We start from the raw sequence: 18,624 nt of genomic DNA, 5'->3' as shown, positions 1-18,624 counted from the left end.
CCATGCAGGTCGTATCCATCATTTCAACAAAAGGTGGCGTCGGCAAGACCACCACGGCCGCGAACCTCGGCGGGCTTGCCGCCGACGCGGGGCTGCGTGTGCTACTGCTCGACCTCGACGTGCAGCCCACCTTGTCCTCGTACTACGAGCTAGGTCACCGCGCACCTGGTGGCATCTACGAGTTGCTGGCCTTCAACGAGCGCGACCTCGGGCTGCTTGTGTCCCGCACGATCGTCGCGGGCCTGGACTTGGTGCTCTCCAACGACCACCGAGGCGAGCTGAACACCTTGCTGCTGCACGCGCCGGATGGCCGCCTGCGGTTGCGCCATCTCTTGCCGGTCCTGGCGCCTCTCTATGACCTGGTACTGATCGACACCCAAGGCGCGCGATCGGTGCTGCTGGAGATGGCGGTACTCGCCTCCAACCTCGCGCTGTCGCCCGTGACCCCGGAAATCCTCGCGGCGCGCGAGCTGCGGCGCGGCACCATGCAGTTGCTCGAAGACATTGCGCCCTACCGGCACCTGGGCATCGAGCCTCCACCTCTGCATCTGCTCATCAATCGCGTCCACCCTGTGTCAGCCAATGCACGGCTGATCCAGCAGGCCCTGCGCGATCTTTTCCAGGACCATGCCGGCATCCGCGTGCTGGCCACCGACGTGCCGGCCATCGAGGCGTATCCGCGTGCAGCTACGCGCGGATTGCCAGTGCATCGGGTCGAATACCGCCAGCCGCCGGGCAGAGTCGCCCCCGCCGCGCTCGACACCATGCGCGGCCTCGCAGACGAACTATTTCCGCAATGGCGGCACCGATTTGCCATGGTGTCCGGCCGTCCGCCACACCCTCTTGATGCCGGGAGGTTCCATGGCGAACGCACATGAGCTTGCCCGAGGCCACAAGCGGCTTCGCGCCCTGATCGAGTTCGCGGTTGGCGAAGGTTGGCACGTCAAACGCACGCCTGGCGGCCACCTCAAGTTCACCAAGCCTGGCTGCGCCGCGATCTACACCAGCTCGACGGCCAGTGACCACCGGGCGACCCTGAATGCCCGTGCGCAAATCCGCCGCGCCGAGCGCGAGGCCCGATACCAAGCGCAGGGAGGCGGCCATGGCTGAGATCACCTCCCAGCAGATGGCTGGCAAGCTGCTCGCGGCCGGGTTCGAGCGCAGCGGCCCGTCAGCCTCGACCTTGAGCGACCCGATCGCCGACACACCCATGGTCGTGACCCTAGATCAGTTGCGCCCCTACGACCACGATCCCAGGAAAAAACGCAACCCGGCCTACGAGGAAATCAAGGCGTCCATCCGCGAGCGCGGTCTGGACGCGGCGCCGGCCATCACTCGCCGACCAGGTGAGGACCACTACATCATCCGCAACGGCGGAAATACGCGGCTGGCGATCCTGCGCGAACTATGGTCAGAGACCAAGGACGAGCGGTTTTTCCGTATATCGTGCCTGTTCCGGCCGTGGCCCAGCCGCGGCGAAGTCGTCATGCTGACCGGCCACCTGGCCGAGAATGAATTACGCGGGGGCCTCACGTTCATCGAGCGCGCCCTCGGCGTCGAGAAGGCACGCGAGTTCTACGAGCAAGAAAGCGGCACTACCTTGAGCCAGTCCGAGCTGGCCCGCCGCCTCGCTGCCGATGGCTTCCCGGTACAACAGTCGCACATCAGCCGCATGAACGACGCGGTGCAGTATCTCCTGCCCGCGATCCCCACCGTGCTCTATGGCGGCCTCGGTCGCCATCAGGTCGAACGCCTGTCGGTCATGCGCAAAGCCTGCATGCTCGCGTGGGAGCGCTACGCCAAGGGCCGCTCCCTGGTTCAGGACTTCGACGAATTTTTCCAGGAAGCGCTGTCGCAATTCGACGTCCAGGCCGACGAGTTCTCCGCGCAGCGCGTACAGGACGAGCTGATCGGCCAGATGGCCGAGTTGCTGGGTGTCAATTACGACGTGCTCGCCCTGGACATGACCGAATCCGAAAGCCGGCAGCGCGCCTTGATCAGCGACCCAACGCCGCCCTCGACGCCGCCTGCGTTGCCGGAGCCGGAGTCGGAAACCATCGCGCGCCCAACTGCCAACACCGCGCCACCCACCGCAGGGGCTGCATCGGCAGCGCCGCCTGCAGGCCGACCTGCGCGCGAGAGCGACACGGATACCAGTCAGGCGGGTCCGGCCAGCCCTGCGGCGGGGAGCGATCTGCTTCGGGAGCACATCGTTTCGCCGGCACCGACGACCGAACGGCTCCAGTCCATCCAGCGCATGGTCGCCGATCAGTTGGGCGATGCGCTGCCTCCCGACTTCTCGGCGAGCGTCTTGCAGTCCATCCCCGTGCAGGCTGGCGGGCTCTATCCGATCTCCGATGTCTGGTACATCGATCCCGGCTTGGATACTGCCGAGCGCTTGCGCATCCACATCGCACAGTTCGCCCGCGAAATCGCGAGCGAGGCAGACCTGGACGAGTGCATTGATGACCGTGCAGAGGGTATCGGTTTCGCCTGCCGGGCCCGCACCCAAAGTCCGGCGCCGCTGGGCCGTTCCGTCCTCGCATTGTTGGCGTGCCTGGCCGGTCAGCGGCCCGCCGACGTCGGTCTGCACGACGGGCAAATCGTCATCGACCTGCCGGCATTGCTGCACGGCCAGGGTGATGCGGCCCAGCGATTGAGCGACACCGCGCTGGTCAAGCTGTTCCGGCTGCTGCGGCTGGCCCGGCGCCTGCTCGATCTTGAAGCCGGCGCTGCGGACCTTGGAACGTGAGCGAGGGAGGCCAGCATGTCCGCACCACACCCACTCAACCAGGCCGTCATCGCGCAGGCCCTCTATGACCTGCGCAATGGGCAACTGCGCCGGTGCAAACTGATGGGGTTTGGTGAGGAAGAACTGGACGCCCTCAAGCATCCCGCGCTGATCAGCGTGCTCGCCAACGCCAACGTCTCCTGGTGCTCGGTGACGGTCAACCGCGAAGTGCTCCGGCGACTACTCAAGCAGGCGCAGGACGTGGAGAAGGAAATCGCCACGGTCGATCGCATGCTCAGGCTGGGTGCGAGCACCGAGATGGTCAGTCGGTTCTATGGCCTGACCCACCAAGAGGTGGCGCTTCGCCGCGAAATCCTCGGCCTGCCCAAGCGCAAGGGCCGCCACCCCGTGCTGGACGAGAAACAGGACACGGATCTGTGGCGGCAATGGAAGGCCGTGACCGGCAGCAGGAATGTCGATCTCGAAGACGAAACCTCCATTCTCGACGCCGCCATGGACTTGGCCGAAGGCATGTCGCTGCCTCTGTCGGTGGTCTGGGCCTCGATCAAGAGCTGGGTCGATCAAGGATTGGGTTGAGCCATGGCCGTGGACGACACCGCACCACGCCGTGGCCCCGTCGCACTCGCGGACCTGTTCGACGCCGCCTTGAAAGACCTCGTGCCCAAGCCCAGTGCGCCAGCACCTATGCCTGCGCCGACGCCCGCCACGTCCGGCGATGCCTTCCTCTTCAGCGGCAACCGGCATGAGACCGTGCCGCGGCGACTGTTCCTCGACCGTCGCCTTACGCCGCTGGAGCGCAACGCCTGGCAGGTGTTCCGGCTGATGCTCAACGACGATGGCGTGACAGCCTTCCCGACGTATGAGCAGCTTCGACCCTGGCTGGCATCGATGCCCTGCGCCGGGCAGGCCTCGCATGAAACCGTGGCCCGAGCGTTGACGCTGTTGCGCCTCACCCGATGGTTGAGCCTGGTGCGGCGACGGCGTGACCCCAAGACCGGCCGCATCCTCGGCAACCTCTACGTTCTGCACGATGAACCGCTGACGCCCTTCGAGGCCATGCAGCTCGACGCCGACTACCTGGCACTGGTCAGCCAGTCCCTCGGCCATTCGGCCAAGGCCGTCCAGATGGTCGGCCTGAACACCCTTAAGGAGATCGCGGAAGATCCGCTGCTCTCCGGGCGCACATTGCCGTCGCGGCTGCAGGTTCTGGCAGAACGCCTCGCCAGCCAAGGCATCACGGCCGCCGCAAGTTATCCACAGGAGGACGCCGCCCACGATTCCGAAGAAGGAGTATCGAGCCTTCTTCGGAATGCGGATGACCCATCTTCGGAATCCGAAGCAGGGGCGAAACCCGTGCCAAACGCCTCTCTTCGGAATCCGAAGCAGGCCCGTACAGTACGTAGTAGTCGTATTAATGAAGTACGTACTACCGCGCAGGCGCGCGCGCTGGGCGATCTGCAATGGCCCAAGCGCTTCACGGAACTGAAGGCAGAGCAGCAGACAGGTGCCAGGGTGGCATTGCAGCAGGTTGATGCCGCGCTGAGACAGGCCGTGCTGGACGAATGGGCCACACGATGCAGCAGTCATGGCATACGCAATCCTGCGGGGTATCTGTTCGGCATCATCCAGCGCGCCATCCATGGCGAGTTCAATGCCTGGGCCAAGAAAGACGCGCCATCGGCATCCGTCCCACCAAACGAGCGACCACCACCAGCACCGCCACCTCAGCCGCAGGGTAAGCCAGTGCCGCCAGAAGTCGCCAAGCAGCACATCGAGCGGCTACGCAATCTGCTCGCCAGCAAATGAGTCGGCATGCCAGGCGGTGAAACTAGATGCCCATGGCCGCCAGTAGAGCTATCCCCTGGGGATAGTTCCGCTGCTGGGCACAACGCCAAGCTGTCGCAGGCCTGGGATCGACCATCTGCCGCAGCATCGGCGTTGTCCCCCCTGATCTCGGCGTGCAGCGTTCGTTAGCGCTCCATGGAGCTATCCCCTGGGGATAGCTCGCGCCGCATGCAACCGCCACGCCCTAAACCGGGGCCCGCCGGGATTCGGATTCTTGACTGACTGCCTTCCGCTTCCTGTCGAAGCTGGCCGCTCCTTTTCCAACAACGAGCAGACACCATGGCAACCAATGAACCTCTGCAACTGAATCTCGGCTCCCTGCGCAGTGCGATGTCGCTGACCCTGCACACCCATCACGCTTCCCGCATCTGGCATGGCCGCGCCGCCGCCGAGGGGCGACCGGGCATCGTCGGCCTGAATGGCTATATCGCTCAGATGAACAAGATGCGGCGGGGCTCAGAACAAGACGATCCGTACTCGGACTGGTGGATGCTGCGCATCGAGGACAAGCTCGACCACACCAAGGTCACGCTGCAATCGCTGCGCGAGCAGGTGGACCAGGCGCTGGCGAGTGTGCCGCCGGCGCTCAGCCTGGGCGAAAACCTCAACGTGCAGCCGGTCAAGCTCCCGCTCTTCGTCAACGCGCAGCTCGGCTTTGCCGCGGTCTATCTCCTGGCCGACTACGACGACATCGCCCGCAAGCTGATCCTCGCCCATCACACCGCGCTCATTGACCGCAGCACCTTGGAACGCTGGCTCAACGAGGGCGCACATTCATTGCGCAGCCTGTTCTCGCTGGCCCAGCAGTATCGCTATTCGGGCTGCACACGCGATGACTTCGCGTCGAAGAATGCCGCAGCGCGGGCAGCGCTGGAGAAGTATGGCGAACTGCCGCAGGACGTGCTGGAAGGCACGCGCCGGTCGAAGTTTGCGCCGCCCATCGTGCGCCGTGGCCTGAAGCAGCGCGGCGACGGTCCTGCCGAAGCATCACTGCTCGGCGATGAAACCACCACCGCAGAGTCGCCCGAAGCCGCAGCCGGCGAGGACGAGCCGGCATGAGCGATCCGAACCCACCGACCCGCTACTTCCGAGGCCTGCAACAGGGTGCCTTCATGCGGCTGGAACACGCGGCCTATCTAAAAGGCCTTTTAAAGCCTTTTAAGGGTAAAGGGGACTTCGAGGCCTGGGCCAGCCAGTGCTTCGCCATGCGCGACGAGTTGATTGCCCTGGCACAGCGACAGGTACTGGAGCAGGCATGCGGGCACCCCTTCCACCTGCTGCCCATCGAACTGGCCCAACAGACCACTGGCGCAGGAACCGTCTTCTTGCGCTGGCGCAGACACGACAGGTCGGCCATGGGCGTGGCGCTGTGGCGGGAGCTGGTCGCCAGCAGCAGCACACCCGTCAACCTGCTGGCCGACCTGCACGCGATCGAGCTGCAGCGCATCACGTTGAACATGCAGATCAGCCTGCTGCACACCTTGGGCAGGCAGGCGCAGGAATGCGCCAGCAAGGCGGCCGAGGCGGACGACGCCTACCTGCGCCGGCTCACGCCCATTCCCGCCGCAATGCGCGATCGGTGATTGCGCCGGGCACCCAGCACGCTCCCGGCGCCGACGAGGCACGGGTATTTCAACCACCACGGAGATCACATCATGAGCACGCATTTTTCCGGCGAAGGCAACATCGGTTCGCCACCGGAGTACCGCGAATTCCCCAACGGCAACGACGAACCCAGTCGCCTGCTACGCCTGAACGTCTATTTCGACAACCCTGTGCCGAAGAAGGATGGCACGTTCGAGGACCGGGGCGGCTTCTGGGCGCCGGTGGAAATCTGGCACCGCGACGCCGAGCACTGGAAGGACCTGTACCAGAAAGGCATGCGCGTGCTGGTCGTCGGCCGCATGGAGCGCGAACCCTGGACGGATAACGAGGATCAGCCGCGCGAGACCTGGCAGATCAACGCGCGCAGCGTCGGCATCCTGCCGTACCGCATCGAATCCGTGACCCTCAGCCCGAAGCCGCAAGAGGCAGAGCCCAAGCCCCAGGCCGCGCAGGAACCGGCTGCGCCGAAAGAATCCAAGCGCAGGAAGTGAACCGGCATGGAGGGCGGTCGCACGTCTTCGCCGCCCTCCATGCGCTCGCGAGCTATCCCCAGGGGATAGCTCCACCAACGTCCACCGACTTTCACGCGCTCCCTCATATCGCGGCTCCCGGTCCGCACACCTGCGGCCACGCGCCACCCCCGCACAAGCCATTCCATCCCGTGAAAGCGGTCACCGCCGCATGCGGCTTGTTTGCTGCTGCCCCAGGTGGCGCTCGGCATCCTCGATTCCAGCAACTCCATGAACAACGGGAATCGGGATGGACGGACATGCGGCTGTTCTTGTGCGAGAAGCCCTCCCAGGGCAAAGACATTGGCCGGATTCTCGGTGCCACGCAGCGCGCTGAAGGCTGCCTCAACGGTTCCGGCGTCACCGTCACCTGGTGCATCGGCCATCTCGTAGAAGCCGCAGCGCCCGAAGCCTACGACGAGCAGTTGAAGCGCTGGTCCATCGAGCAGTTGCCCATCATTCCTCAGCACTGGCGGGTCGAGGTCAAACCGAAGACCGCCACGCAGTTCAAGGTCGTCAAGGCGCTTCTGGCTAAGGCGACCCAGCTTGTCATCGCCACAGATGCCGACCGCGAGGGCGAGTTGATCGCCCGCGAGATCATCGACCTGTGCGGCTACCGCGGCCCCATCGAACGGCTGTGGTTGTCGGCGCTCAACGATGCTTCCATCCGCGCGGCACTCGGCAAGCTCCGGCCATCGGCCGAGACGTTGCCGATGTACTACTCGGCGCTGGCACGCTCTCGGGCGGACTGGCTCGTCGGCATGAACCTCAGCCGCTTGTTCACGGTGCTGGGACGACAGGCTGGCTACGACGGCGTGCTGTCGGTCGGCCGCGTCCAGACCCCCACGCTCAAACTGGTCGTGGACCGCGACCGCGAGATCGCCGCCTTCGTGTCCGTGCCGTACTGGGCCATCGACGTGTCCCTGTCCGCTGGTGGCCAGGCTTTCACCGCGCAGTGGGTTCCCCCGAACACATGCACCGACGACGCCGGCCGCTGCCTGCAGCAGCCCATCGCGCAGCACGCCGCGCAGCAGATCCGCGCCGCGGACAGCGCCCAGGTGGTGGCGGTCGAAACCGAGCGCGTGCGGGAAGGCCCGCCGCTGCCGTTCGACCTGGGGACCTTGCAGGAGGTGTGTTCCAGGCAGCTTGGGCTCGATGTGCAGGAGACCTTAGACATTGCTCAGGCCCTATACGAGACGCACAAGGCCACGACGTACCCGCGCTCCGATTCGGGCTACCTGCCCGAAAGCATGTTCGCCGAGGTGCCAACGGTCCTCGACAGCCTGGTCAAGACCGATCCCTTGCTGCGACCGATCATGGACCAGCTCGACCGCACTCAACGCTCACGCGCCTGGAACGACGCGAAGGTGTCTGCTCACCACGGCATCATCCCGACGCTCGAACCGGCGAACCTCTCGACCATGAGTGAGAAAGAACTGGCAGTGTATCGGCTGATCCGGGCGCATTACCTGGCGCAATTCCTTCCTCACCACGAGTTCGACCGCACTGTGGCGAACCTCTCCTGCGGCCAGCAGACGCTGGCGGCCACCGGCAAGCAGGTCGTCGTCAAGGGTTGGCACCTGGTGCTGGCCGAACCGCAATCCGAGGAGGATGGCGACCCTGCGGCGCGCAGCCAGGTACTGCCCGCGCTGCGCGAGGGCCTGGCATGTCAGGTGGCCGACGTCGATCTGAAGGCGCTCAAGACGCTGCCCCCTCGACCCTATACGCAGGGCGAGTTGGTCAAGTCCATGAAGGGCGTCGCCAAACTGGTCTCGGACCCGCGCCTGAAACAGAAGCTCAAGGATACGGTCGGCATCGGCACCGAAGCGACGCGGGCCAACATCATCAGTGGCCTGCTGACGCGGGGCTACCTCGTGAAGAAGGGCCGCGCCATCCGTGCCTCGGATGCGGCCTTCACCCTGATCGACGCGGTGCCCACAGCGATTGCCGACCCAGGGACAACCGCCGTCTGGGAACAGGCGCTGGACATGATCGAAGCTGGACAGCTCACGCTGGACGTATTCATCGGCAAGCAGGCTGCATGGATCTCACAGTTGATCGCGCAGTACGGCAGCACGTCCCTGTCCATCAAGGTTCCCCACGGACCGCCTTGCCCACAGTGCGGCGCACCGACGCGCCAGCGCACCGGCAAGAGCGGCCCATTCTGGTCGTGCAGTCGCTACCCCGACTGCAAAGGCACGCTGCCGGTCGAATCCGGCACGTCCAGGCGTGGTGCCTCGCGCCCGCGCCGCAGCGGCCGCAAAGGCTCCTGACCGACCCCGTTCCCCGTGAGCCGTGCCCGCCATCGGCGGCGCGGCCTGTGTTCCGCACGCCCTGCGGGACGCCCAGCGCGCAACGCCTTCTTGTCCGTGTGCGCGTCCCGCCTGGCCGTCCCCGGCCGCGGGACCTGAAGGTAGCTTCTCCGCGAACCGCCTCCTGCGCGTTCTGCTGATCTGCATTTCTCCCGCCTCTGCGAAGGGTCCCCCGGTGGCTTGCCAAGCTGCGCGAGCCACCCGGAGACCCTTCGTGGTCAGCGGTATTCGGTGCCGGTGCCCGCCGGCGCAAAAACGGGCTCCCTTTGTGCGCGGATGTGCGCCAGACGATGCCGGCGCGAACCACGACATGCGCCGGGTGTGATTGCTGATGAGCAGACGGTTCTAGCGACGACCGGGCCTGCACCAGCCCACGGGTGGTTCTGTCCTCCCGAGCCGAAGGCCGCAGGGCCTTCGGCGCCTTTCTCCTGCCTATCAACGTCCCGGCCCGCCCCGGGCCACACGAACAGGAGACCCGACATGAACCCGCAACCTTGCACCCTTCGCGGTGCGCCCCAGGCCGCGCCACTGCTGTACGGCAGCGTGTGCAGCGGCATCGAGGCCGTGAGCCTCGCATGGCAACCCCTCGGCCTCAAAGCCGCGTGGTTCGCCGAGATCGAGCCGTTCCCGAGCGCCGTGCTCGCCCACCGTTACCCCCATGTGCCCAACCTGGGCGACATGACCGCGATCGCCCGTCAGGTGCGCGCCGGCATCGTGCCGGCGCCCGACATCCTGGTCGGCGGCACGCCGTGCCAGTCGTTCAGCGTTGCCGGCGCGCGCCAGGGGCTGAACGACCCGCGCGGCGCCTTGACCCTTGCCTATGTGGAGCTTGCAAATGCCATCGACCAAACCCGCCACCAAGACCGCCGCCCGCCGGCAACGCTCGTCTGGGAAAACGTCCCCGGCGTCCTCAACGACCGCAGCAATGCCTTCGGGCATTTCCTGGGAGCACTGGCCGGAGAAAGCCGTGCGCTCCAGCCGCCAGGGGAAAAATGGGCGCACGCTGGTTGTGTGTCTGGACCCCGCCGCCGCATCGCCTGGCGCGTGCTCGACGCTCAATATTTCGGTGTCGCCCAACGCCGCAAGCGCGTGTTTCTTGTGGCATGTGGTGGTGATGACCTCGATCCCTCCGAAGTACTTTTTGAGCGCACAGGCCTGCGCGGGGATTCTTCTGCGGGCCGCGCGCCGTGGCAAGAAGCTGCCCGCGCTGCTGGATCGGGTGCTGCTGCAGCAGGCGGATACGCAGGATTCGCTGGACTGAACCAGCCCTACGGCAAGGTCACGACGACGTTCGGATTCAGCGGCGGCATCGGCCCCGTCGATGTTGCGGCATGCCTGATGGCCGCGGGTCCCAAGCACGACATCCGCACCGAGACGTTCATGGTGCAGTCCATCGCCGGCAGCATCGCCCACACCCTCGACACCGCCAACAACGGCAAGGGCAGCAGCGAGGACGGTACGGGAAAGGGCGTGCCGATCATCGCCTTCACCGCCCAGGGCAGCGGCGCGGACGCCACGATCGACCTGACGCCGACGCTGCGTGCCGGCGGGCATCGCAACAGCCATGCGAACGCAGGCGTCGTACCCGCCATCGCCTTCGCGCAGAACAACCGCGGCGAAGTGCGCTTCGAGTCGGGGCATGGACAGGTGTCTTGCACCGTCCTGTCCAACGGCAAGCCGGGCTACGGTGTGCCGATGGTGGCCTGCGTTGCCCTGCGGGGACGGACGCAGGGTCTTGCCGCCGAACTGGGCGGAAGCGTTGCAGCGGCGTTGCGTACCAGCGGCGGCGGCGCAGACAAGCCCCATGTCCTGGCCCCCGACTTCGAGGCACATTTCCGCTACGACTGGAATGAATCCGGTGCAGCGGACTGGTCGCAATGGCGGGTGCGGCGGCTGATGCCCATGGAGTGCGAGCGGCTGCAGGGCATGCCCGACGACTACACGCTGATCCCGTATCGCGGCAAGCCTGCCGCAGACGCTCCGCGCTACAAGGCGATTGGCAACTCCATGGCCGTCCCGTGCATGGCTTGGCTGGGCAACCGGCTGGTGCAGTGCCTGCACAAGACGGACTTGACCGATTCGGATTGATCGACGACGCAGCCTGCCGGCCGCGCCATTCTCTCCCTGCATTGCCGATGTATCGGCAGCAGCCCGCAGCCAGGGTGTCAAGGCTGCCGTGGGTTCCGCCCACGCCACCCACCAGTTCGCTTCGGCATCTCACCGGCGAACGCTGCCCACCGGGGCATCGATGCCTCCTTTCTCCAACCCACGGGATGGTCGCCACGTCCCGTTAGGGGCATGTCGCCACCCGGTCGATTTCAGGATCTCCCATGGAAACCATCACCAAGCAAGACCGCATCACGCTGAAGAACCTCAAGGTGGCCGACTTCGCCAGCGAGGAAACGCTGTGCTTCACCGCGACCATCGTGTTCGACGGCATTCCCATCGCCGAGGCCCGCAACGACGGCCACGGCGGCTCGACGTTCCTCCACGCACTCAACGGCAAGGCGGCGCTGCTGGCGCAGGCCGAAGCCTTCGCCAAGGGCCTGCCGCCTGCGCCGCTCGACCTGGGCCACGAGGGTGAAGACCCTCATTACATCGCCATGACGCTCGACTTCCTGGTCGATGAGCTGGCCGATGCCATGCACGCGGAACGCAAGGTGCGAGCCGCGTTCAACCGCGACATCGGCAACAAGGTGCTGTTCATCAAGGACCGCAAACTGCTGTTCATCAAGGGCATCAAGCTCAAGGCCATCGCCGACCGCAAGTCGTACTTCGCTTCGCTGCGCGCCCGGCAGGCCCAGCCCATCGTCATCCTCGCCGAGCTGCCGCCCGAGCAGGCATTCGACCTGTGGAAGCAGCATGTCCTGGGCGACAAGCCCGACTGACCCAGCACCACCGCACCCTCCTGACAGCCCCGCACTCGACGCGGGGCTTTTCTTTTCTCTGAGCCCATCAATCGGGGCTGTGCCGGATGCGGTTTTCCAACTGACGCAGCACGGCCCTCGCAAGAAGCTGCCCGCATGTTCGCTGATTCGTCAGCACATGCCAGCAGCCAGGGTTCCAGGCTGCCGCGGGTCTCTCCCGCGTCACCCACCAGTCCGCATCGCATCAATTCTGCGGATGAGCGTCCCCGTGACGCTGATGCTTTTTATCAACCGCGTGCGGGAGCTGCCATCCCGTGAGGGACAAGGCCCCGCTTTTCCAAGGAGCCCGTCCATGTCCCAGCAAGCCTCTTTCGGCCAGTTGGCCCTGACCTACTGCGGCAAGTTCCTGCCGCTCGAAGTCTTGCAAAGCGCCGCCGGCCACTACATCGGCACGCGCGATACCGAAGGTCCCGTTTCGCGGGAATCCCGCGAGTACTTCCGCAGCTATGCCGCGGCTCAACGCGCCCTCGAAAGAGGCGGCTGGTCCCAGCTCGCCATTCCCTGATCCAACTGGAGAAATCACATCATGAACCAGCTACTGCCGCGGGAAGTCGTCGATCAGATCATGCGGGAAGAGCAGCATTTCGCTGCCGCGCCCCAAGCCTTCTTCGAGGCCTGGAAGCGCGGTGTCGAGATTGCTGGTCCCGAGTGGTTCGGCGACGGCACCCGTGAAGGCCTGAACCGGGCCAACACCAAGTGGGATTTGCGTCCCGACATGCTGCGGCTCAACGATGCCCTCGGCGTCCTGAGCAGCGGCGAACGCATGTTCCTGTCCGCCATGGTCAGCTTCTACAACGCGCGCGAGGGCGGTGCCATGCTCAAGCGCTGCCACTTCCACGGGCTGTCGGACTTCGACGGTCTCGATCTGGAACGCCGCAAGGTCATCGCCGACCTGCTGGTGAACTACAGCGGTTGGTGAGTCGGTCTCCGGCACGCCACTGTCTTCTCGATCCTCCCGTGAGGGACATGCGCTCATAAGGCCATGTCCCTCAATTTTTCTTCCCCATCGCCCGGCGCCAACGGCCCTGGGCTATTCCCTGCGGATGCCATCGTCCGCAGGGGCTGGCTCCGCTCTTCTCGAAAGGAGCCAGCATGGCAAACAACTACTACGAAGGCACGGGCGTTCTCGTGCTCGACCGCGTTACTCCCGTCATCAAGGCACTGTTCGATGCCTTCGCGCTCGACGAAAACCATCCCGGCAATGGGCAGGCCTACATCGCCCAGATCGCCGAGACCAATGATCCACGCTGGACAGATGTGCTGGACGGTCTGGAAAACCTGGCCACACAACTCGGAATCCCCATGCCCGACGACGAAGAGTTGTCGATTCCGCCTCTGCTTGAACGGCTGGCCGCGCACTTCGGTGCTGACCAGGACGGGGAGCTGGAGAACCTGATAGAGCACCACCACTTCGAGGACAGCGCGGACCTGGAAGCCCTGCTTCTGATCGCTACCCGCTTCGATGATGGCCATAACCTGACCGCCATACAGTTTGAGGGCTGCTGGTATTGCAGCAAGCCAAGGCTATTCGAGTTCGGCGGCAACGGCTGCTACCTGAGCCGCGAGGTCCAGGTCTTCAGAACGTCCTCGCAGGCGCTTCAACTCGGCGATCAACTGCGCAACACCATCCTGGCCGCCGACATCGAAGAGGCCTCAGCGTTGATCGCGCTGGAGGCCGCCAACCTGCTTGCCGGCATCACCGATGAGCAATTTCGCCTAAATGTGCGCCATCGCATCGCCGAACGGCTGGCTCAGACGTCAACGATCAGCGCCGACTGACGCATTTTCCACTTTCAACCCACCGGGTCCAATTCCCGGTGGCGGGGATTGGCTCCATTATTCAAATCTGGAGAGTTCCCATGTCCCTGAAACCCAATCCCTTTCTCCGCGGATACTGGAATCTGAAAATCGTCCGCACGCTGTGCATCAGCTACGAGGATGGAAGCCCGCATGTCTGGCGAATCATCCACCCGAGCCAAAAGCACCTTTCCGACGAGGAAATGATTTCATCCTCGTGCATCGTCACCAGCGATTTCGCCGTAGTCAGGAATGGTCCCGAACCCGTGAGTGCCGAGGTACTGGCCGAATGCGATGCCGGAGAAGGTGTCAGCGGCGAAGGCGTAATCGGCGCCGTGGTCTATGCCATCCATGGCGATGACTTCGACGGCCGCCCCATCCACGTCGGCGACGCCTATTCGGCAGAGGCAGCGCGGGAGGTCGTACAGCGCCTGAGTTTCGAGACCGGCTATTACAGCCGGTGCTGGGAAATCAGCAGCGCGCACATAAGCGAGGAAACCAGCCAATACCTCGCCAACCTGGCAGACCTCGCCACGCCGGAGGCCTTCCTGTTCATCGCGTTCCGGGTTCCGTACAGCCCGGCGATCGGCATCAAGCTGATCTCCACCCCCTGGACGGACAAGAACCTGGACCACGCCGAGGGCATCAGTGCGGAGCAGCTTCGCCAGGAGCACCGAAGCAAGGGTATGCCGGATGACCTGGCGAACGTCATTGAACTGGCTGGCCAGGCCGATGTGCGCATCCTGATTCTCGACGCCGACGCACCCGTGCTGTTGGGCCTGCCGTTGGCCGAATCCTAGCAGCCGCTCGACGCAACATCCTTCCTCTTTGTTCTCCCCCATACCGGCCCGTCTCCCTCCCGGAACCGGGCTGATCCATTTTCATAGGAGCAACCTCATGTTCCCCGACCTCATCTCGCGCACGCCAGACTTCGAGCACCAGCTCGGCGCCTGCGTCAATGCCATGGGCCAGGACGACGCCATCGGCCAGATCCTGGTATTCGAGCGCATGAGCGGCACGCTGCACATGCGCCATATCGCCAGCGCCGACCTGGTGGACACCGACATTGACGACTACGAAATGGTCGTCTTCGACGGTGGCAACACCAGCGGCGATACATGGAAGCATGTCTTCTTCCCACGTCAGCGCGAGCACTACTTCGTGTACGAAGCCTGACCCAACCAAGCCCCTTTCGAGGGGCTTTTTCTTGTCCGCAGCGCAGGAAAGCGGGTGCGACGCTGTGCGATTTCTTGCGGGCAGGCCGCCCATTCCAGAGCCATCCTTGCTCCATGTTCGTCGGCGTTGCCGACACATGCCCTGGCAGCCGAGACCTTCAAGGCTGCAAGTGCGGGAAACCGTGCTGGTCGTTTCTTCCTATGGACGTACCCCGTCCGTTCACGCCACCCACAAGGGACCTCTCCCTTGCGGGCGGGGAATCCCTTGTTCTTCCTCAAGGAGATTCCCATGGACCGTTCCCTCATCAAATCCATGATGCCTTCGCTTGTCGCGGGCCATATGCCTCGCAACGTGCGTTCGTTCAAATACCGCGTATTCGATGATCAGCCGCAGTCCTCGACGTTGGGCTTCGCCATCGACCCTCAGCCCTTCAACGGCAAGGTGGTCTCCGCGACCGACGATGCCATCGTCGTCAAGCTCAAGCCTTCCGAGTTCGCCGTGCTCGATCCCAACCTGGTGACCACCGTTCCCAGCGAGGGCGCCAAGGTCCATGTCCAACCCTACGCCCGGCGACGTTTCGACGGGCTGCGCGCGGACACCCCGGAAGTCGTCACCGAGAAGACTTCGGATGGCACGCCTTACACCATCACGAGGCATATCCTTGGCAAAGCACCCGCCAAGCTGCCAATTCCCGAGCCGCAGTGCATGGAGCTGGGCCAACTCATCGAGCAGTTGGAGGAGATGCCCGCGCCCGACGGGTTCCGGTGCATCACCCACATGCTGGTCGATGCAGGTGCCCGCGACTTCGCCTGGGTCGATCCCAAGCCCTCCAAGATCATCGAGACCCCGCCGGCGATCAGCTTCACGGTCTCAACCACCAAGTTCGAGGGTCAGGTGACGATCCTCTACGACCGTGGCGGCGACACCTACGTGGTGGAGCTGCACCGCGACGGTGAGTTGATCGATAGGCACGACGAGGTGTATTTCGACATGCTCGGTGAAGTGCTGGAGCGGCTCATCGACGACGGGCGCTGGCGCCTGATCGGCGTGAGCGTGATCGACGCCAAAGCCTCTCGTCAACGTCAGGCGGTTCCAGCCTGACGCGCCAGACAGGAAGCCTAGCGGCACGACTGATCAGTCCACAGCCTACCGGCGACTGCCCCACAAGCCTTCCATCCGTTTCGGTGGAGGGCTTTTTTCTTCATCCATACAGGAGATTTCAACCATGTCACTGCGATTCAGAGGCTCCGACCTGCGCCCCGTGCTTGCCGAGGCCATCGCCAACCAATGCCGCGTCGCCCTGGCCAAGGACCAGGGCGTGTACTTCCTCGCCGAGCGCGGAGAGCGCCGCCCCGATGGCCGCGTGAAGCTGCTGGCCTATGCCGTCGGCTGCAACCCGGATACCGACCCGTTCGATGACTGGTGGGAACTGGCACGCGCCGAGCTTGGCGGCGACGATTTCGGCGAGTTCTTCGACCCGAAAGACAGCGTTTTCACTCGCATTCTGCAAAGCTCAGATGATCTGGAGCTGTCCGCCACCGCTACGTATCTGTCACTGGCGGCGGTGGAATCGGCGTAGTCCAAAAATGTCCGCATACCCCTTGAAGCCCCCATTTCGGGGGCTTTCTTTTGGGCGGAACTGGGCAGCCTGGAAAAAATGGGAAGCGCCCGGATGCCGATTGATTGCTGTCGCGCGCGCGAGGCCCGGCCATGCTGACCCCATGCCTGCTGACGTTGTCAGCGACATGCCAGGCAACCATCGGTCTTCGAGGTTGCGTCGCAGTTCCCACTGCGTGACCGAGCCAGCTCGCACCGCATCCATCCGCGAGCGGCCACCAGTCTCTGGTGGCGGATGCTTTCGCCTTATCGACCCACCGCGGGGTTACGCACCTTTCCCCGCATGCGTGGGGCTGGTGTGTCTCCGCTTCTTCCCTATGGAGATTCACCATGAACACCACGTCCAACGAGAAATCGTATTTCGACCTCCACACCTCGGGCATCGGCTACATCCAGCGTGTCCGTGAAGTGCCTGTCCGGGGCGGCCGCCGTGCGCAGCCTTTCCTGGCATGCACCGTTGCCGCGCTGGTCGGCCCCGCCAGGGACCCCAGCTACCGCTACTTCGACGTCAAGGTCTCGGGTGCCGAGGCCAAGAACCTCGTCCAGCGCTACATCGGCGTTGACGATCCCAAGCAGCGCCCGCTGGTGCGCTTCCGCCTCGGCGACCTGTGGGGCGATGCGTACATCCGCGACAAGGGCGAGCGCAAGGGTGAAGCCGCCGCGTCCCTCAAGGCGCGACTGCTCAAGGCCGAGCCGCTTGACCGGGCCGAACTGGCTTCCATCAAGCAGCACGAGCTGATCACCCGCGGCATCGGCTACCTCAGCCGTCCGAAGGACGTCACCCCCAAGGATGGCGATCCGTTCCTGTCGTGCTGCGTCGCGGCTCTGGCCGGGCCTGTCGGTGAACCGGACTATCGGTACTTCGACACCATCGTCGCCACCCCTGAAGCCGAGCACCTGGTTCGCCGGTGCGTGCAGGCCATCGAAGGGGACCGCAAGGTGCTGATCGCCTTCAAGTTGAACGACATGAAGATCGATCCGTACATCCGCACCAAGGGTGAGCGCGCCGGGGAGCCGGGAGCGAGCCTGGAATCGACGCTGATCCACATCGGTCTGATCAAGATCGACGGCACCCAGGTCTATCCGACGAGCCAGGCGCAAGCCGAGGCGCCGCAGGCCGAGGACGCACCCGCGCCCGAAGCCGAGGATGCCGCCGACACCGCTGCCGACCAGCCTATCGAGTCCGCCGAGCGCGAGCCCGCAGGTGAAGTCGAAGAGCAGGAGCCGGCATTGGCTGCTTCGTTCTGATCCGGCATGGCCCCTCACGGGGCCTTGCCTTTTTCCTATTCCTCAAGGAGAAGCATCATGGCAGTCACATCGGCACCCGAGAAATCGGCCACGCCCATCATCGTCCCGGGCCAGCTCGCGCTGCGCACCATTCACGGCCGCAACGGAAAGTTCAACGTTGGCAAGCTCGAATGCCAACTCGGCAAGTTCACGATTAAAGACGCGGAGTTGGAGCAATACCCCGAGGGCAAGTACCAAGGGGAATTCGTTCTTCGCTACATCTTCCTCAAAGGCTATCCGATCAGCGACGGCAGCATGCGTTTCGAGATGCGCGCCAACCTGGACGGTATGACACTTTTCGGCATCGACAAGCTGAGCAAGGCCGAAGCACATAGCTTTGCTCCGCAGGAAGTCGATCCGCTCGATGAAGAGCAAGGGACACAGCCTGCGACAACGCCGGCCAAGCCCGCCAAGGCATCCAGGTCCGCCAAACCTGCACCCGTGCAGACGTCCGCGGACCCGCTGGTCGATACCACGCCCTTCGGCGTGGACGCGCCGCCTGCTGCGGCTGCTGCCCCCGGCAGCACCGAGGATGGCGACGCCGCGCTGTTCGGCCTGTTGTGGCCGCTGGGCGAGTCTGTGAAGCTGGATTCGACCATCGACCGCCGCACCCTGCGCGCGCAGATCGCCCGCCTGGGCGAACTGGGCTACGCGCTGGACTTCAAGACGCAGGAGTGGAGCCGCCAGGCCGAACTGCAACCTGCGTGATTGCAGACACCGCATCCGCGGTGTTCTTCATCCACCCGCCGGGGTTCCTTCCCCATGCGGGGGTGGCCTCGGCTTTCTTCTGGAGGTCT

Annotated in this window: 20 protein-coding genes; all 20 read left to right on the top strand. The window is 64.6% G+C overall.

What is annotated here, in order from left to right:
- Positions 1-2 precede the first annotated feature (2 nt).
- Entirely contained in the window at positions 3-878 is an 876-nt protein-coding gene (locus ACYVDM_RS05335; RefSeq protein ID WP_009459727.1) for a ParA family protein, read from the top strand.
- Positions 862-1,110 (top strand): hypothetical protein, encoded by a 249-nt coding sequence (locus ACYVDM_RS05330; RefSeq protein WP_019726333.1) that lies wholly within the window; start codon positions 862-864, stop codon positions 1,108-1,110. The genes ACYVDM_RS05335 and ACYVDM_RS05330 overlap by 17 nt, the downstream gene beginning before the upstream one ends.
- On the top strand, positions 1,103-2,752 hold the full coding sequence (locus ACYVDM_RS05325; protein WP_009459725.1) for a ParB family protein: 1,650 nt from the start codon (positions 1,103-1,105) through the stop codon (positions 2,750-2,752). Before ACYVDM_RS05330 ends, ACYVDM_RS05325 begins: the two co-directional genes overlap by 8 nt.
- A 15-nt stretch (positions 2,753-2,767) precedes the next feature.
- Positions 2,768-3,328 (top strand): DUF2857 domain-containing protein, encoded by a 561-nt coding sequence (locus ACYVDM_RS05320; RefSeq protein WP_009459723.1) that lies wholly within the window; start codon positions 2,768-2,770, stop codon positions 3,326-3,328.
- 3 nt (positions 3,329-3,331) lie between these two features.
- Positions 3,332-4,558 carry an STY4528 family pathogenicity island replication protein gene (locus ACYVDM_RS05315; protein WP_009459721.1) on the top strand — a complete coding sequence of 409 codons (1,227 nt, stop codon included), beginning with the start codon at positions 3,332-3,334 and terminating at the stop codon, positions 4,556-4,558.
- 318 nt (positions 4,559-4,876) lie between these two features.
- Complete coding sequence (locus tag ACYVDM_RS05310) at positions 4,877-5,656, top strand: PFL_4669 family integrating conjugative element protein (RefSeq protein ID WP_009459719.1); 780 nt, start codon at positions 4,877-4,879, stop codon at positions 5,654-5,656.
- Positions 5,653-6,180, top strand: a complete 528-nt coding sequence (locus ACYVDM_RS05305) for a DUF3158 family protein (protein WP_009459718.1) — start codon at positions 5,653-5,655, stop codon at positions 6,178-6,180. Before ACYVDM_RS05310 ends, ACYVDM_RS05305 begins: the two co-directional genes overlap by 4 nt.
- A 72-nt stretch (positions 6,181-6,252) precedes the next feature.
- Entirely contained in the window at positions 6,253-6,693 is a 441-nt protein-coding gene (locus ACYVDM_RS05300; protein ID WP_019726334.1) for a single-stranded DNA-binding protein, read from the top strand.
- A 278-nt stretch (positions 6,694-6,971) separates the two neighbouring features.
- Positions 6,972-8,984 (top strand): DNA topoisomerase III, encoded by a 2,013-nt coding sequence (locus tag ACYVDM_RS05295; RefSeq protein ID WP_009459717.1) that lies wholly within the window; start codon positions 6,972-6,974, stop codon positions 8,982-8,984.
- Positions 8,985-9,503: 519 nt separating this feature from the next.
- The gene (locus ACYVDM_RS05290) at positions 9,504-11,111 is read left to right on the top strand and encodes a DNA cytosine methyltransferase (protein WP_009459716.1); all 1,608 of its coding nucleotides are present in this window, start codon (positions 9,504-9,506) and stop codon (positions 11,109-11,111) included.
- Positions 11,112-11,353: 242 nt separating this feature from the next.
- On the top strand, positions 11,354-11,911 hold the full coding sequence (locus ACYVDM_RS05285) for a hypothetical protein (RefSeq protein ID WP_009459715.1): 558 nt from the start codon (positions 11,354-11,356) through the stop codon (positions 11,909-11,911).
- 331 nt (positions 11,912-12,242) lie between these two features.
- Positions 12,243-12,455 carry a hypothetical protein gene (locus ACYVDM_RS05280; protein ID WP_003290186.1) on the top strand — a complete coding sequence of 71 codons (213 nt, stop codon included), beginning with the start codon at positions 12,243-12,245 and terminating at the stop codon, positions 12,453-12,455.
- Between the two features lie 21 nt (positions 12,456-12,476).
- Positions 12,477-12,869 (top strand): hypothetical protein, encoded by a 393-nt coding sequence (locus tag ACYVDM_RS05275; RefSeq protein WP_009459709.1) that lies wholly within the window; start codon positions 12,477-12,479, stop codon positions 12,867-12,869.
- 173 nt (positions 12,870-13,042) lie between these two features.
- On the top strand, positions 13,043-13,729 hold the full coding sequence (locus ACYVDM_RS05270) for a hypothetical protein (RefSeq protein WP_009459708.1): 687 nt from the start codon (positions 13,043-13,045) through the stop codon (positions 13,727-13,729).
- Between the two features lie 80 nt (positions 13,730-13,809).
- The gene (locus tag ACYVDM_RS05265; protein WP_009459707.1) at positions 13,810-14,547 is read left to right on the top strand and encodes a DUF5983 family protein; all 738 of its coding nucleotides are present in this window, start codon (positions 13,810-13,812) and stop codon (positions 14,545-14,547) included.
- Between the two features lie 97 nt (positions 14,548-14,644).
- Positions 14,645-14,923: a hypothetical protein gene (locus ACYVDM_RS05260; RefSeq protein WP_009459701.1), complete on the top strand. Its 279-nt coding sequence runs from the start codon at positions 14,645-14,647 to the stop codon at positions 14,921-14,923.
- 288 nt (positions 14,924-15,211) lie between these two features.
- A complete protein-coding gene (locus tag ACYVDM_RS05255) occupies positions 15,212-16,024 on the top strand; it encodes a hypothetical protein (RefSeq protein WP_019726335.1) in 813 nt (270 codons plus the stop codon).
- 124 nt (positions 16,025-16,148) lie between these two features.
- Positions 16,149-16,502 (top strand): DUF3085 domain-containing protein, encoded by a 354-nt coding sequence (locus ACYVDM_RS05250; protein WP_009459699.1) that lies wholly within the window; start codon positions 16,149-16,151, stop codon positions 16,500-16,502.
- A gap of 368 nt (positions 16,503-16,870) precedes the next feature.
- A complete protein-coding gene (locus ACYVDM_RS05245; protein WP_009459698.1) occupies positions 16,871-17,788 on the top strand; it encodes a DUF3577 domain-containing protein in 918 nt (305 codons plus the stop codon).
- 57 nt (positions 17,789-17,845) lie between these two features.
- Positions 17,846-18,535 carry a DUF3275 family protein gene (locus tag ACYVDM_RS05240; protein ID WP_009459697.1) on the top strand — a complete coding sequence of 230 codons (690 nt, stop codon included), beginning with the start codon at positions 17,846-17,848 and terminating at the stop codon, positions 18,533-18,535.
- Positions 18,536-18,624 lie beyond the last annotated feature (89 nt).

The sequence above is a fragment of the Bordetella tumulicola genome (genome assembly GCF_054779135.1).
The sequence above is the reverse complement of the archived record's forward strand: the minus strand, read 5'-3'. Positions and strand labels throughout refer to the sequence as shown.